Consider the following 13,764-nt stretch of genomic DNA (forward strand, 5'->3'; position numbering starts at 1 on the left):
TGAAAGTCAGACGGTTCGGTGCTCCGGCGCTCCGGTGATCCGGCCACTGTCCTGGAGGTTTCGCCGGGCCTCGTCGAGCAAGGCCTTGCGGTCGATCTTGTGGGTGGAGGCAAGCGGCAAGGTGTCGACGAACCACACCCGTCGCGGATGCTGATAAGCCGGCGCATGCTCCAGGGCGAAGGCCTTGATCTCGGCCTCGCTCACCCGGCTTCCTGCGCGGCGCACGACGAAGGCCATGGGTTTGAACCCTTTGATCTCGTCTTCGACCGGCACCACGCAGGCCTGCTGCACCGCGGGGTGACACTCGAGGAGCTTTTCCACTTCGCCGGGATAGATGTTCTCGCCGCCACTGACGAACATGTCGTCGCGGCGGCCAACGAAGGTATGGAAACCCTCGGCATCGCGACGAAACACGTCCCCCGTCACGTAGAAACCGTCCGCCGTGAACGGCGCGGCCAGATCAGGGCGGTTGTGGTAACCGGACATCAGCCCGGGGCTTTTCAGCTCGAGCACACCCTCATCCGCCAGCTCCCCCGCTTCATCGCGCAAACGCAGCCTGACATCGGGGTGGGCATGGCCAACCGACAACGCCGGGCTGGGCAGCCCCTGCGGATGAGGGCCGAACACCACCGGGCCGCCTTCGGTGGTGCCGTAGGCATTGATGATCCGCGCATTCGGCAACAGCCGGTGGATCTGCTCGAGCAGGCTCGCACTCACCGGTGCCGAGCCCATGCGCACCACCCGCACGGAAGACAGATCGGCTCGCTCCAGCAAGGCCTGCTCGCGCAGCATCATAGCGATCATCGGCGGCACGGCGGTCAGCCAGGTGCAGCGGTAGCGCTGTATCGCCTCGATATAGGCGCTGGCACTGAACTGCGGCAGCAGCACCGCGGTGGCACCGCTGGCCAGGGATAGCAGCGCCAGGGCCAGGGCATTCATGTGGTACAGCGGCGCCGCGATCAACGCACGCTCATCGGCCAGCGGGGTGGCCTGCAGACGGGTGCGCACGATCCACAGATGGGCACGGTGGCTGAGCACCACGCCCTTGGGCCTGCCGGTGGAGCCCGAGGTGTAGAGCATCATCGCCGGCTCGTCGGCCAGTGGCTGGAAGGCTTCGAAAGCTCCTCGCTCGGCGAAAGCATTCAGGTCATCGGGCTCCAGTGACACGCGAGGCATGTCCGGTGCCGCCTCTCGATGGGCCGCATCGCAGAACAGCAGGCGCGCGCCACTGTCGGCGATCACGTAGTCGATCAGCGCCTTCGGGAATCGGTGATTGACCGGCACCGCCACCAGCCCGGCGCGCATGATGCCAAGCACGGCAGCGATGGACGCCACCGAGTTGAAGGCCAGCAGCGCAATGCGCGCTCCCTGAGCGAAGCCCTGGATCAGCAGCGCACGGGCAATGCCATTGGCCAGCTCGTCCAGCTCGCCGTAAGTGCAGCGCGACTCGTTCAACTGGCTGTCGAGGCCGATGAACGCCAGCCGCTCGCGAGGGCTGTCGGGGCCGATCACACTGCCGAGATTGGCGATCTGCGCATTCATGCCAGGCACTCCAGCACGGTGGCGAACTGCGCAATGGCGATGACGACCCGGTCGTCCTCCTGCCGATGGGGCAAGCCGAGACTCGCGGCGCGGCGTGCCAGATCCGCCGGATCGCCACCACGCAGACCGATCGACACAAAGCGCTCGGGGCGCCCGGGCTCTTCCTCTTCGATCTGCACATCCCTGGTACGCCACGCTGCCTTATCGATGACCTCGACGCTGAAACGTCCGTCGAAGCGCCCCAAACGCTCGAACGCCTGGCGTGTCTGTTCGGGTTGCTCGCTGAGCACCGTCAACCGCTCGATACTGTGGATGCCGTTGGCGTGGCCCAGCCACTCGGGCCGCCAGACCAGTTCCGGTGTCTGGTGATGGCAGAAATACACGCGGCCAGCGGCGAACTGGCCCGGTACCAGCCGGACGGTGCAGAAGCGCGCTTCCTGAGAAGCGCCATCGATCTCGACCGGCCTGGAGAAGTGCTGCACCGGCTGAACCAGAAAGCCCGCCTGCACCAGCGCCGCATGGGTGCTGCGGGGGTCGTCACTGGCCAGAACCAGGCCGTCGATACCGAGGGGGCTGTCGAGGATTTCCTGGCGCAGACGTTCGCCCCCTACGGGCAGCCCGATCAGTTCCAGGTAGCCCTCATCGAACATGATCAGGTTGTTGATCGAGCCGAGTGAGTGATGACCACGGGGCGTCAGTGTGAAACCCAGGCCCGCGAAGATGCCTGCCGCTGCGTCGAGATCGAAGCGCGCGTTGATGACCAGGTGATCCAGTGCCGCACTCATGGGATCACACCTTCGGTGCGGGCGTGGAGTAGACGCCGCGGCCGCTGGCGACCAGGTTGCCCTCGCCATCGAAGACCTGTGCTTCGGCCACTGAGAATTGCTTGCCGAACTTGATGACGGTGCCCTTGGCGCGCAGGTCGCCCTTGGCGGGCCGGTGGTAATCGACCCGCAGGTCGATGGTCGGCACGCCTTTGCCAGTCTTGGATACCAGCGCCCAGTCCGCCGTCAGGTCGACCAGTGCCGCGAGTATCCCGCCATGGGTGTAACCACCCTCGATATTCACCACCCACTCTTCGCGCCATTTCGCGCTGAGCTCGATGCTGCCTTCGCTCACCGCCTGGACTTGCAGGCCCAGCCATTGGTGATAAGGGCCCTTGAGCAGCTTGGCCTGGATATCGGTGGCGTTCGGTAGTGTCGTTTCGGTCATGAGATCAATCCTGTCGAGTGTTTCGAAAAAGTTGCGACCACCGGCCCGGTCGGGCCGCGCAGTCGTAGGGCGGATTAGCGAAGCGTAATCCGCCGCATGTTCCCGCCGTGCCAGCGATTGCATGACGGCCCAACCCGGATTACGCCTGCGGCTAATCCAGGCTACGGGACGCCCTCAAGGCGTAACGACCACTTTGCCCAGCACTTCACGGTCACGTATCAGCGCCAGGCCTTCAGCGGCTTGTTCGAGGGGCAGCACGCGGTCGATGATCGGGTCGATCCTGCCCTCGGCGATCAGGTCGAGCAGACCGGCCAGGTTGTCTTCGTAGAAGCTGTTCGAACCCTTGATGTTGAGCTCGAAGCTCCATACGTAGCGCAGGTCTTCCTTGGGGTCGTGGCCGGCGGTGGCGCCGCACACCAGCAGCGTGCCGCCGCGCTTGATGCACTTGAGCGATGGCAGCCAGGTGTCGCCGCCGGTGAAGTTGATCACCACATCCACACCGCCTTCGTAGTTGCGGCGCTGCGGTTTGCCGTATTGGCCGATAGCCCACTTGGAGAAGTCGGTATCACGGTAGTTGATGACGTGATCGGCCCCCAGCGCCTTGAGGCGCTCGCCCTTCTCGTCGCTACCCGCACAGGCGATCACCTCGGCGCCCAGCAATTTGGCAAGGATCACGCACGCGGTGCCCACGCCGCCGCTGGCACCGAGGATCAGCACACGATCCCCCGCCTTCACGGTGTTGTGGGTGATCAGCATGCGGTGGGCGGTACCGTAGGCCACCGGCAACGCCGCCGCCTGTTCGAAACTCACTGCATCGGGCAGGCGGATCAGTTGCCGCGCATCGACCAGGGCGTACTCGGCCATGCCGCCATCGACCATCTCGCCCATCAGACCGACATCGGGCTTGAGCGGGTTGATCAGCACGCGGTCACCGACTTTCCAGCCTTCGACGCCCTCGCCCAGCTCGCTGATGGTGCCGGCCAGATCGAGGCCGATGACCACCGGCAACGGCACCTTGATGCCGGGCATGCCCTTCACCGTGAATACATCGTGGTAATTGAAGGACGATGCGCCAACGCGAATTACCACGTGTCCGCTGCCCACTGCCGGTATCGGCTTGTCGGTGACGACGCGCAACTGGTCGAGGTCGCCGTGTTCGTCGAGCACCAGGGCTTTCATGGTCTTGCTCACAGTCGTTGTCTCCGTGATTACTTGATTTGTTTGGCTTGGGTGTAGGGTTCGGTGGCGAACAGGTCGTCCTTGAGCTCGCCCTTGATCAGGCCGCCGTCGACGAACACCTGGTGCTGGCGACGCAGGGTTTCGATGTCTGCCGGCTCGAAGGTGATGCGGTTCATGGCATCCCACTGGCCGACGTACACGCGGGCATCCTTCTCTGGCAGGTTGGCGCTCTTCTGCAGGATGCGGACGACTTCATCCGGGTTCGCCTTGCCCCAGGCGAGCGTGTCGCGCAGGCCGGCGATGACGCGCGCGACAACCTCCGGCTTGTCGTCGACCAGCTTGGCGCTGACCGTGCCGACGCCGATGTACGGCACCGCATCGGAGTGCGTGAGGGTCTTCCATTCCTCGGCGAAGCTGCCCAGGCGCTTGACCTTCAGCTCGTCTTCGAGCTGGGCGATGGTGACCGAGCGCAGGGCCGCACCATCCACCTGCTTCTGCGCCAGGAACTGCGCCAGACGCGACTCGTTACCGCCGACCAGGGAGAAGTCATTGGTCTTGATGCCATGGTTGCCAGCCAGCACCGCGCCGGCGATCACCGCCACCGAAGAGCCTGCCGGCGACATGCCGATCTTCTTGCCCTTGAGCTCGGCCAGTGAGGTGATTGGCGAGTCGGCAGGCACCACGAACTGCACGTCGGCCGGCTGGGTAGCCGCAAAAATGCGGATCGGCACACCTTCGGCCGACGTCGAGAACACCCCGGCCAGCGGCGCCCCGAACGCCAGATCGATGGAGCCGGCCGCCAGCGCACGGATCGGCGCATTGACATCGGGGAAGTGCACGAACTCGGCCTCGATACCGCGTTTGGCGAGAAAATCCTTGGATTCGAGCACCGAGCCGTAGCCCAGGCTCACACCGCTGGTCCAGTAACCGATGCGAACCTTGTCCGCCGAATGGGCAGCAAAAGGCAGCACCGCGGTCGCGGCCAGAGCAGCGACGGCAATCAACTTACGCATAGGACGATCCTTGATAAATGAAGTAGCTAGGGGGTTTTCCAACGAAACAGCCAGCGTTCGAGGGGCTTGAGCACACCCGCCTCGAGCGCCAACATCAGGGCGACCAGCAGCACGGTCCAGGCGAACACCTGGTCGCTCTGCACCAGATCCGCGGCCTGGCGCAGGCGATAACCGATGCCATCGGAAGCGCCCAGGGTCTCGGCCACCAGCGATACCCGCCAGCCGAAGCCGAACGCCAGGCGGGCACCGGAAAAGAAGTGCGGCAGGATGCTCGGCAGGGAAATCTTCAGCAGGATCTGCAGCCGCGACAGACGAAACGAGCGCGCCAGCTCCACGTATTGCCGCTCCACCGTCTTCGCGCCCTGCCAGACGTTGGTGAGGATCAGCGGCATGGCGGTCATGAACACCACGAATACTGTGGTCGCGTCGGAGATGCCGAACCAGATGATCGCGAAGATCGCCCAGATCGCTGACGACACGGTGTTGAACACCGACAGCACCGGTTCGAAGAAGCGCGCCAGCACGGGGCTGCTGCCAAGTGCCAGGCCCAGCGGCGTTCCTACCAGCGTGGCGAGCGCGAAGCCGCTGAGCACCCGGCCGAGGGTGGCCGTCAGGTCATGCACGAAGGTTTCGCTCTGCACCAGGTTACTCAGTGCGACGAGGACTTTTTCCGGCCCGGGCAACACGAACGACGGCAGGCGGCCTGCGGCGTACCACCAGAGCAGGCCGACCACGGCGATCAGCGCGAAGCGTTGCAGGGCGAGACTGGAAAAGCGCCTGGCGGTATCCATGTCAGACCTCCAGGCGCAGGCAACGAACCTGCTCGCTGACGGCAGGCTCGGTTGGCACCCGCGGGCGCGGCAGCAGCATCGAGTGGATGGCGCGGATGCGACCAGGGCGCGGTTCCAGCACCACGACACGATCGGCCAATACCACGGCCTCTTCCACATCATGGGTAACGAACAGCACCGTCATGCCGGTGAGTGCCTGCAGACGCAGCAGCTCATCGTGCATCTGACTGCGGGTGTGCGGGTCGAGCTTGGAAAACGGCTCGTCCATCAGCAGCACCTGGGGCTTGACCACCAGGCTGCGTGCCAAAGCGACGCGACTGCGCATCCCGCCGGACAACTGATGCGGCCAGGATTTCGCGAAGGCCTCGAGGCCCACGAGACGCAGCGCTTCGGCAACTCGCTGGGCACGCTCGGCCTTGCCGATGCCACTCGCCTCCAGGCCGAAGGCGACGTTGGCCTGGACGCTGCGCCACGGCAACAGGCGATCTTCCTGGAACATGTAGGCGATACGCCGCCAGTCGGTGAAAACTGCCGAGGCTTCGCCGAACACACGCAACTGGCCCTGATCCTGAGCGAGCAGCCCGGAAACGATGTTCAGCAACGTGCTCTTGCCACAGCCCGAGGTGCCCAGCAGGGCGACCACTTCACCCTGCCCCACCTCGAAGGAAATATCGCGCAGTACCTCAAGCCTGCCGAAGCGCTTGCCGATGCCCTGCAAGGTGATCGCCGATACCGCGAGCCCCTGGCCGAGTGCCGCATTCATCGCGAGAACCTCGCCGCCAGCAGGGGCAACGATGCACCGGCTTCGCTGAGGCTGGCATAGACCTTTTCCAGGGTCATCGCCTGGAAGGTTTCGATATGCCGACGGGCGATCAGCTCGGCGCGCTTGCCATCGCCTTCTTCGAAAGCGGCGATCATGGCGTTGTGGTCGTGCTTGATCTCGGGCTTGGTGCCCTGGACGTTGAAGCCCAGCGCCACCAGACGCGTCATCTCGTCCATCAGGCCGGACAACGTACGCAGCAGACGCTCGTTGCCGGCAGCCTGAGCGATCTCCAGGTGAAACGCCTTGTTGGCGTCCATGAACACATCGATCTGATCCGGCAGCGAAACCGGATGCCGAACCCGGCAAGCCGCCTCCAGCACCCGCAGTCGCTCGATATCCACGCGCCCTACCGCCAGGCGCGCCGCCAACGGCTCGAGCTGCATACGCAGGGTGAACACTTCCTCGACATCCTTAACGGTGATCGGCGCGATCTGATAACCCTTGCGCGGCAGAGACCTGACGAAGCCCTCGTGGGAAAGACGCGTCAGTGCGATCCGGCAGCTGCTTTTGCCAATCTCGTACAGTTCCATGAGCCCCGGCTCGGTGATCAGTGCACCGGGCGTCAGGCGGCACGACAGAATGTCGCGACGGATGCGAGCGTAGGCGGAGTCACCCTGGTTGGCGCAGTCGAGTGGATGATCGGCGGAAGCGATGGTGAGTGACATTCGGCAGCCTTAACGGAAACAGTGAGCAGCTCACAGAACTCGCCTGTGATGCCTACAGATGGCCGCTAAGCTAGACCAGAACATTCAATTTTCGAACGAATTAATTCCGCTAAACATATAAACCGAAAGAATAGACTGAGCTGCTCAAGAAAACTTTAATGCATAAAAATCGAGGCGCTTAGCACCGCAGGCCGGGCCTTTGAATGGCAATCGACACCTGTTTTCCACGGTTCCAGAAACGCTGGATAGTGGCGCTCCAAGGTGAGGATAAATCTCGAATTCGAGCACCATTTCTTGCCAGCCGGGGCAGCGGTAGCAGGCATACCCTTGCGATACCGATTGATCCGGCGATCCTGTGCGCACTATGCGTGGCCCCGGCCCTGTAGCCGGCTGACCAGTTCACCCTGCCAGCGCAAACAGCACCTCATCAAAACCAGCCTCATAACCCCAGCTCCTTATCGATCACACTCGTGGCCGTAGCACAGGAATCGCTGCCGATCCGTTCCTGCTGCAGTCGGTTCGTGGCCTGGTAATCGGCCTCGGACTGTGGACGTGCCTTTGCTCCAGGCATCAAAAGCCCGCACGAGGTGGGCTTAGTCAGTAGTTTAGGTTGTACTACTATTGATATTTCTTGGGCGGGCTGGGGATGTCTCATGGAAAAGCCAAAGCTTCAAGCGTTCGCGAGCAGATACGTAGCGGAGCTGATCAATAGTGCACCACCGGACGCCGTAGTCCTCTCTACTGAGGGCTTCTCACATGAAGATCGTGATGCTGTTTATCGTGTGCTGAATCAGATCAGAGAACGCCTGTTGACCGAGGCCGAGGTGCTGGAATCGCTTTAAGCACCCTATCCAGAGCCCGGCCTGAAACCAAAACCGTTGGAGATGCACGCCATGCTGAGCTACACCATGATAGGCACCAACGACCTACGCGCCGCAGAGATCTTTTACAACGCGCTCCTGGTTCCACTGGGATACGAAGTGGAGCGATGGGAAAGTCAGTTGTGTTACTCGCTTCCTGGCACTGAGGATCGCGAGAATGGCCCAGGGGCGTTTCACGTGACCACCCCTTATGACGGAAAGCCGGCAACGGTCGGCAACGGCAGCATGGTCGCGTTCAGAACGCAGATACAGGACGAGGTACGCGACCTCCATGCAGAGGGCGTGCGCCATGGGGGAGTGAATGAAGGCTCACCCGGTTTTCGCGAGGCCTACAGCCCGAACTTCTTTGTCGGCTATCTTCGAGATCCAGATGGCAACAAGGTGGCACTTTTCTGCACCAATCCTGATGAACCCGTGCGACCTGAAAAGTAACCATCGATCCACATCAAGATGCGGCAGATCCAGATCAGCCGGTGATCGTGACGCTGACTTTCTCTGCTGAGATTCGGGTATTGGATTTTCTGCAGACGGAAAAAGCCTGCACACGGCTGGCTCAGTGAGAACTGAGTCGGATACCTGGGGTTCACACGCTGGCAGTCATGATCGCCATGGTGGCGCGCCACTTTGGATAGAAGAAGCCCCGCGATGCGGGGCTTTTTGTTAGTCCAGGGATCGCCTGAGAGAGGCAGACACATGATCAATGCTGCACTGCCCTCCGAGAAACCATGTTACCTGTAGCTTTCCACTGCTCTTCAGCGTTCTTAGAATGTGATCCACCAGAAACCGCTTAATACCCAGTTTCCCCTGAAGCTCGACGTTGCTGGCTACTTCCTCATTGACTATTAAGGAGATAGCCTTTCGGGCAAGCCCTGCATAGTCAGGTACATGTTGACGAGCGTAGAGCTCAAATCCAGCCTGGGATATTGAAACACCATGCAAGCTTCCCGAAAGATCTCTGCTCCACTCAATTGTGCCGTGTTCCGTTAAGTACTCAATAGAATCCTTCAGTTGCTGCAAGGGCAATACGAACTCACCGCCTTCCTTAAATGCCGCTTCACCAACAATCGGAGTGCCCGAGTTCAGCGCGGCCTCGCAAGCCAGCTTTATGACAAGGCTATCCACGTTGTTGTGCCCACCTACGCCAACGCCAAAAGAAGCTACGTATGGTGGCGGGCTCCCTAAAGCTGGTTTCTCCGAGGCGCCGAATATGGTGGCAACGATCTCGTTAAATGCATCATCATAATTTTCGAGATTTTTGCAACTTACCCACTTGGTCGCCTGTAACACCTGCGGCACTTCGCAATCATCAAGCACGACCGGAATAATTCGGGCTTGCTTATTGATCTTGTTCACCACGGCAGCATCTAGCTCTTCACGCACCCACGGTTTTACAACGCTGAACTTGGAGAGAACAATAATTACAGCCCTACTCTCTTTAAGCCCCTCCTGGAATATCCGCTCAACAAGGCTATCCCCAACCTGAATTTCCCATTTGTCGACCCAAGCATCCACTCCGTTTGCTCTAAGCCGTTTTGCAAATTCAATTACAAAACGGTCTTTATCCTCACTTGCATGACTTACAAACACCTTTGGCGCGACCATAAATTCATCCTTGTACTGGGGTGACCTTGATAGTGGCATATAGCCGTATCGCAGAACAACCCGTCATCCTTTTTGGATGTTAAGCGGGAAATCCATCTTCTTCCGCTGCTGTGCACCACCTCCATTTCTTTAGCATCAGGCCCATTGACGGCACATCGCCATCATGCGAAAAGAGCGCTTCATATATCAGAAGGAACTGCTCGATGAAACTGTCTGCCATCACGGCCGCACTTGTACTCCTTTTCTCGGCCTCGGCTGCCCACGCACACAGCGGCGGCACCGACTCCAAAGGCTGTCACACCAATCACTCTACTGGCGAATACCACTGCCATAACCGTAAGTGACAGAGCCGCTCGGCTGCGAGGCCGGGCATTCCCTTACTGCTTCGCAGCCTTCACTGCCTCGACAGGTGCGCACGTGGGTTACTGCGAACTGCGCCCACTACGCACCCTCGCTCAGGGGATTGCGTGCAGCCTGTAGCTCGCGGAGCAATGCCCGGTAGTGGGCTTTGATCCCCTCTAGATTCTCGATTGTGTAGCGCTTTGGCTCATGCGGCCCCTCTAGCCACTCCACCTTCTCGGCGCCGATGCGCTGCACCAGGCTGATTCGGTAGTTCACGATGTCGCCGGAGTTGTGGTTGTTGCAGGGCGCGCCTGCTTCCAGACGTTGAGAGACTCAAAGCGCAGCTCGGGATTGGCGCCCACCGTCCTGTAGTGACCGGCGTGGTATTGCCCCTGGTGGTGCCGGCCGCAACTGATACACGGCAGGTCGGCGTCTCGCCGACGTATCCAAGCGTTGAAAGCAGCCTGTGCCTCGCGGAGGTTGTCACCTCGGCTCTTGATTCGCTTCCGAGCTGTGCGCGTCTCCTGGCGTTCGAGATCAGCCAGGGCCTTGCACGCCCTCTCCCGGTTATCTGGCACCACGGCGGGTGCACAGGCGATTTTGCCGCAGACAGCCTGGAAGTTGCGTACTGGAGTGAACATCACCTGGCAGGCCTTGCAGCGCTTCTTTCGACGCTCACGGGGCTGGATGCCGCTGGCCTTGAGCGGGACGGTACGCCTCAGTTCTGTGCGCTTCATGCCCCCCAGCAGGTCATCGAACACGCCCTTTCCGGCAGGGCCCCATCAGTTCAAGCTTGGTTTCGTAGTCGAGGTGCAGGAACACCTGGTTCCAGCCCTCGCGGAAGCCGGCGTCAGCTTTGCGCATGATCGGCACGCCTACGTGAAGCTTGCAGTACCGGCGCGCGTCTTCCACGTCGCCCATGTTCGTCATCTCGGCGATGCGTTGGTACATGGCGAACCACAGGGCGTTCTGATCGAGCGTGCGGTCTTTGCCCGGACGAAGGCTCACCATCACGTACTTCTTGTCATGGTACATCGCGGTTAGGCTGGTGGCTCAGACCAGAGTGGACATGATCACAACCACCTTCCTACGCCGAATCATCGCTGGCACGGAATGGACGTCACCCGGCGTGAAGCGCAACGCCAAGGTGAGGCTGGCATCTATCACTCGATCAGTTGTAGCGGATGGCTTGATGCAGAAGGATCCTGCTGCTCCCTTGGAAAAGCCGCGGCGCACCCGTCGAGAGGTTGATCTATTCTCCCTCGCGGAGGCAGAACAGATAATCGACCGCCTCTACCAGAACGATCATTGGCCCGAGCTGATCTACGCGACGCTGTTTGAGTTCCTGATGTTCACCGGCCTCCGTATTTCTGAGGCATTAGCCTTACGCTGGGAGGACATCAACTGGGGCGGCGGCAGATGCATATTCGCCGCACGGTTGCCCTTGGCGAGATAGAGGAACGAACGAAGACCGGCACAGATCGTTTTGTACTGCTCAATCAGCGCGCCCTGAAGGCTCTTTGGTTTGCAAAGGGGTATGCCGATCGGCGCCTGCTCGGGATCGGCAGAATCAAATCCACCCCTATGTTTTCCCACTTTCGAAAGGCCAGGAGCACGTGAAGCAGACTTCGGATATCCATCACAAGTGGCGTCCAACACTGTCAGAGTTGGGTATCCGCTACAGGCGGCCATATAACTGCCGCCACACCTATGCCACAATATGCCTAATGTCAGGCTTGAACCCCGCCTTTATTGCCCAGCAGCTCGGCCATTCCGTGCAGATGCTGCTCTCCACATATGCGCGCTGGATCAACTCCAAATCGGACTGGGGCGAGCTAGAAAGCTCGAAATTGGTATCGCCCAAAATCCAGCGCAGCTAAGTCATTGATAGGTAAGCACTTTGATTTCCACAGCAAATATCACGATGCAGTTCGGTGCCAAGCCGCTGTTCGAGAACGTGTCCGTTAAGTTCAACAACGGCAACCGCTACGGCCTGATCGGCGCCAATGGCTGCGGCAAGTCGACGTTCATGAAAATCCTCGGTGGCGATCTCGAGCCCTCCGGCGGCCAGGTCATGCTCGAGCCGAACGTGCGTCTCGGCAAGCTGCGCCAGGATCAGTTCGCCTACGAAGAATTCAACGTGATCGACACCGTGATCATGGGTCACGAGGAGCTGTGGAAGGTCAAGGCCGAGCGCGATCGTATCTATTCGCTGCCGGAAATGAGCGAAGAGGATGGCATGAAGGTCGGTGAGCTCGAAGGTGAGTTCGCCGAGATGGACGGCTACACCGCCGAATCCCGTGCCGGCGAGCTGTTGCTCGGTCTGGGCATCCCGCTGGAACAGCATTTCGGCCCGATGAGCGAAGTCGCCCCCGGCTGGAAGCTGCGCGTGCTGCTGGCTCAGGCATTGTTCTCCGATCCGGACGTGCTGCTGCTCGACGAACCGACCAACCACCTGGATATCAACACCATCCGCTGGCTGGAAACGATTCTGACGGCGCGTAACAGCACCATGATCATCATTTCCCACGACCGTCACTTCCTGAACGCGGTCTGCACCCACATGGCGGATCTGGATTACGGCGAGCTGCGCCTGTTCCCGGGCAACTACGACGAATACATGACCGCTGCGACCCAGTCGCGCGAGCAACTGCTGTCGGACAACGCCAAGAAGAAGGCGCAGATTTCCGAGCTGCAGAGCTTCGTCAGCCGCTTCTCGGCCAACGCCTCGAAAGCCAAGCAGGCCACCAGCCGTGCCAAGCAGATCGACAAGATCCAGCTGGCCGAGGTCAAGCCGTCGAGCCGGGTCAGCCCATTCATCCGCTTCGAGCAGACCAAGAAGCTGCATCGCCAGGCCGTGACCATCGAGCAGATGTCCAAGGGCTTCGATGGCAAACCGCTGTTCAAGAACTTCAGCTTCACCGTCGAAGCCGGCGAGCGCGTCGCGATCATCGGCCCCAACGGCATCGGCAAGACCACCCTGCTGCGCACCCTGGTCGGTGAACTGACCCCGGACGCTGGTGCGGTGAAATGGACGGAAAGCGCCGAGGTCGGCTATTACGCCCAGGATCACGCCCACGACTTCGAAGACGACGTGACCCTGTTCGACTGGATGGGCCAGTGGACGCAAGGCGAACAGGTCATCCGTGGCACCCTGGGGCGCATGCTGTTCTCCAACGATGAGATCCTCAAGTCGGTCAAGGTGATCTCCGGTGGTGAGCAGGGTCGCATGCTGTTCGGCAAGTTGATCCTGCAGAAGCCCAACGTGCTGGTGATGGACGAACCGACCAACCACCTGGACATGGAATCCATCGAAGCGCTCAACCTGGCGCTGGAGAACTACCCGGGCACGCTGATCTTCGTCAGCCATGACCGTGAGTTCGTCGGCTCCCTGGCCACGCGCATCATCGAGCTGTCGGACAATGGCGTCACCGACTTCAGCGGCACCTACGACGACTACCTGCGCAGCCAGGGCATCATCGTCTGACCGCTTGAGCCGAGACAAAAAAGAAGCCCCGTCATCCTTCGGATGACGGGGCTTTTTCGTGTAGATGGGTCGTTGATGGGTATCGTCGCTTCGCTCCTCGACCCATCCTATGTATGGACTCGCCTTTACCTGTCAACCCGCTTTGAACAGAGAAACCCGGTTGCATCTATGTATCAGGCCTCAGCAAGGGAGCATCAGGTGCTCCGGGCCACCATTGTTTGAGCTCG

General features: G+C 60.8%; 15 protein-coding genes and 2 pseudogenes. 6 read left to right on the forward strand and 11 right to left on the reverse strand.

Annotated features, from left to right (window positions below; all coding sequences use genetic code 11):
* Window positions 1–6: 6 nt before the first annotated feature.
* The 8 genes from DNK06_RS14475 to DNK06_RS14510 form a co-directional block, all read right to left on the reverse strand.
* The gene (locus DNK06_RS14475) at window positions 7–1,542 is read right to left on the reverse strand and encodes a class I adenylate-forming enzyme family protein (protein WP_131180690.1); all 1,536 of its coding nucleotides are present in this window, start codon (window positions 1,540–1,542) and stop codon (window positions 7–9) included.
* Window positions 1,539–2,327: a VOC family protein gene (locus tag DNK06_RS14480; RefSeq protein WP_131180691.1), complete on the reverse strand. Its 789-nt coding sequence runs from the start codon at window positions 2,325–2,327 to the stop codon at window positions 1,539–1,541. Before DNK06_RS14480 ends, DNK06_RS14475 begins: the two co-directional genes overlap by 4 nt.
* Window positions 2,328–2,331: 4 nt before the next feature.
* Window positions 2,332–2,754: a PaaI family thioesterase gene (locus DNK06_RS14485; RefSeq protein ID WP_131180692.1), complete on the reverse strand. Its 423-nt coding sequence runs from the start codon at window positions 2,752–2,754 to the stop codon at window positions 2,332–2,334.
* Window positions 2,755–2,928: 174 nt separating this feature from the next.
* The gene (locus DNK06_RS14490; protein WP_131180693.1) at window positions 2,929–3,945 is read right to left on the reverse strand and encodes a zinc-binding dehydrogenase; all 1,017 of its coding nucleotides are present in this window, start codon (window positions 3,943–3,945) and stop codon (window positions 2,929–2,931) included.
* Window positions 3,946–3,962: 17 nt separating this feature from the next.
* Complete coding sequence (locus tag DNK06_RS14495; protein ID WP_131180694.1) at window positions 3,963–4,946, reverse strand: ABC transporter substrate-binding protein; 984 nt, start codon at window positions 4,944–4,946, stop codon at window positions 3,963–3,965.
* Between the two features lie 26 nt (window positions 4,947–4,972).
* Entirely contained in the window at window positions 4,973–5,737 is a 765-nt protein-coding gene (locus tag DNK06_RS14500) for an ABC transporter permease (RefSeq protein ID WP_131180695.1), read from the reverse strand.
* Window position 5,738: 1 nt separating this feature from the next.
* On the reverse strand, window positions 5,739–6,500 hold the full coding sequence (locus DNK06_RS14505) for an ABC transporter ATP-binding protein (protein ID WP_131180696.1): 762 nt from the start codon (window positions 6,498–6,500) through the stop codon (window positions 5,739–5,741).
* Window positions 6,497–7,225 (reverse strand): GntR family transcriptional regulator, encoded by a 729-nt coding sequence (locus tag DNK06_RS14510; protein ID WP_131180697.1) that lies wholly within the window; start codon window positions 7,223–7,225, stop codon window positions 6,497–6,499. Before DNK06_RS14510 ends, DNK06_RS14505 begins: the two co-directional genes overlap by 4 nt.
* A gap of 653 nt (window positions 7,226–7,878) precedes the next feature.
* On the opposite strand from DNK06_RS14510, the gene DNK06_RS14515 reads away from it, so the two are divergent.
* Window positions 7,879–8,067: a hypothetical protein gene (locus DNK06_RS14515; protein ID WP_131180698.1), complete on the forward strand. Its 189-nt coding sequence runs from the start codon at window positions 7,879–7,881 to the stop codon at window positions 8,065–8,067.
* Window positions 8,068–8,118: 51 nt separating this feature from the next.
* Entirely contained in the window at window positions 8,119–8,538 is a 420-nt protein-coding gene (locus DNK06_RS14520; protein ID WP_131180699.1) for a VOC family protein, read from the forward strand.
* A gap of 228 nt (window positions 8,539–8,766) precedes the next feature.
* Here DNK06_RS14520 and DNK06_RS14525 read toward each other — a convergent pair whose 3' ends face one another.
* Window positions 8,767–9,708, reverse strand: coding sequence for a toll/interleukin-1 receptor domain-containing protein (locus DNK06_RS14525; RefSeq protein ID WP_165493630.1), 942 nt, complete (start codon window positions 9,706–9,708; stop codon window positions 8,767–8,769).
* A 203-nt stretch (window positions 9,709–9,911) separates the two neighbouring features.
* Here DNK06_RS14525 and DNK06_RS14530 point away from each other — a divergent pair, with 203 nt between their 5' ends.
* Complete coding sequence (locus DNK06_RS14530) at window positions 9,912–10,052, forward strand: YHYH domain-containing protein (RefSeq protein WP_131180701.1); 141 nt, start codon at window positions 9,912–9,914, stop codon at window positions 10,050–10,052.
* Between the two features lie 97 nt (window positions 10,053–10,149).
* Here the strand turns inward: DNK06_RS14530 and DNK06_RS14535 are convergent.
* Together DNK06_RS14535 and DNK06_RS14540 are read right to left on the reverse strand one after the other, a co-directional pair.
* Window positions 10,150–10,787: pseudogene (locus tag DNK06_RS14535) on the reverse strand (recombination protein NinG).
* Window positions 10,788–10,821: 34 nt separating this feature from the next.
* A pseudogene (locus DNK06_RS14540) lies at window positions 10,822–11,100 on the reverse strand (hypothetical protein); the annotation flags it as partial.
* 19 nt (window positions 11,101–11,119) lie between these two features.
* Here DNK06_RS14540 and DNK06_RS25530 point away from each other — a divergent pair.
* The 3 genes from DNK06_RS25530 (at window position 11,120) to DNK06_RS14550 (ending at window position 13,537) form a co-directional block, all read left to right on the forward strand.
* Window positions 11,120–11,506, forward strand: a complete 387-nt coding sequence (locus DNK06_RS25530) for a hypothetical protein (protein WP_423228060.1) — start codon at window positions 11,120–11,122, stop codon at window positions 11,504–11,506.
* 160 nt (window positions 11,507–11,666) lie between these two features.
* Window positions 11,667–11,930: a site-specific integrase gene (locus tag DNK06_RS25535; protein ID WP_423228061.1), complete on the forward strand. Its 264-nt coding sequence runs from the start codon at window positions 11,667–11,669 to the stop codon at window positions 11,928–11,930.
* 20 nt (window positions 11,931–11,950) lie between these two features.
* Window positions 11,951–13,537, forward strand: coding sequence for an ABC-F family ATPase (locus tag DNK06_RS14550; RefSeq protein ID WP_131180702.1), 1,587 nt, complete (start codon window positions 11,951–11,953; stop codon window positions 13,535–13,537).
* The last annotated feature ends 227 nt before the right edge of the window (window positions 13,538–13,764 follow it).

It is taken from the genome of Phytopseudomonas daroniae, from assembly GCF_004327285.1.
GTDB lineage: Bacteria > Pseudomonadota > Gammaproteobacteria > Pseudomonadales > Pseudomonadaceae > Aquipseudomonas > Aquipseudomonas daroniae.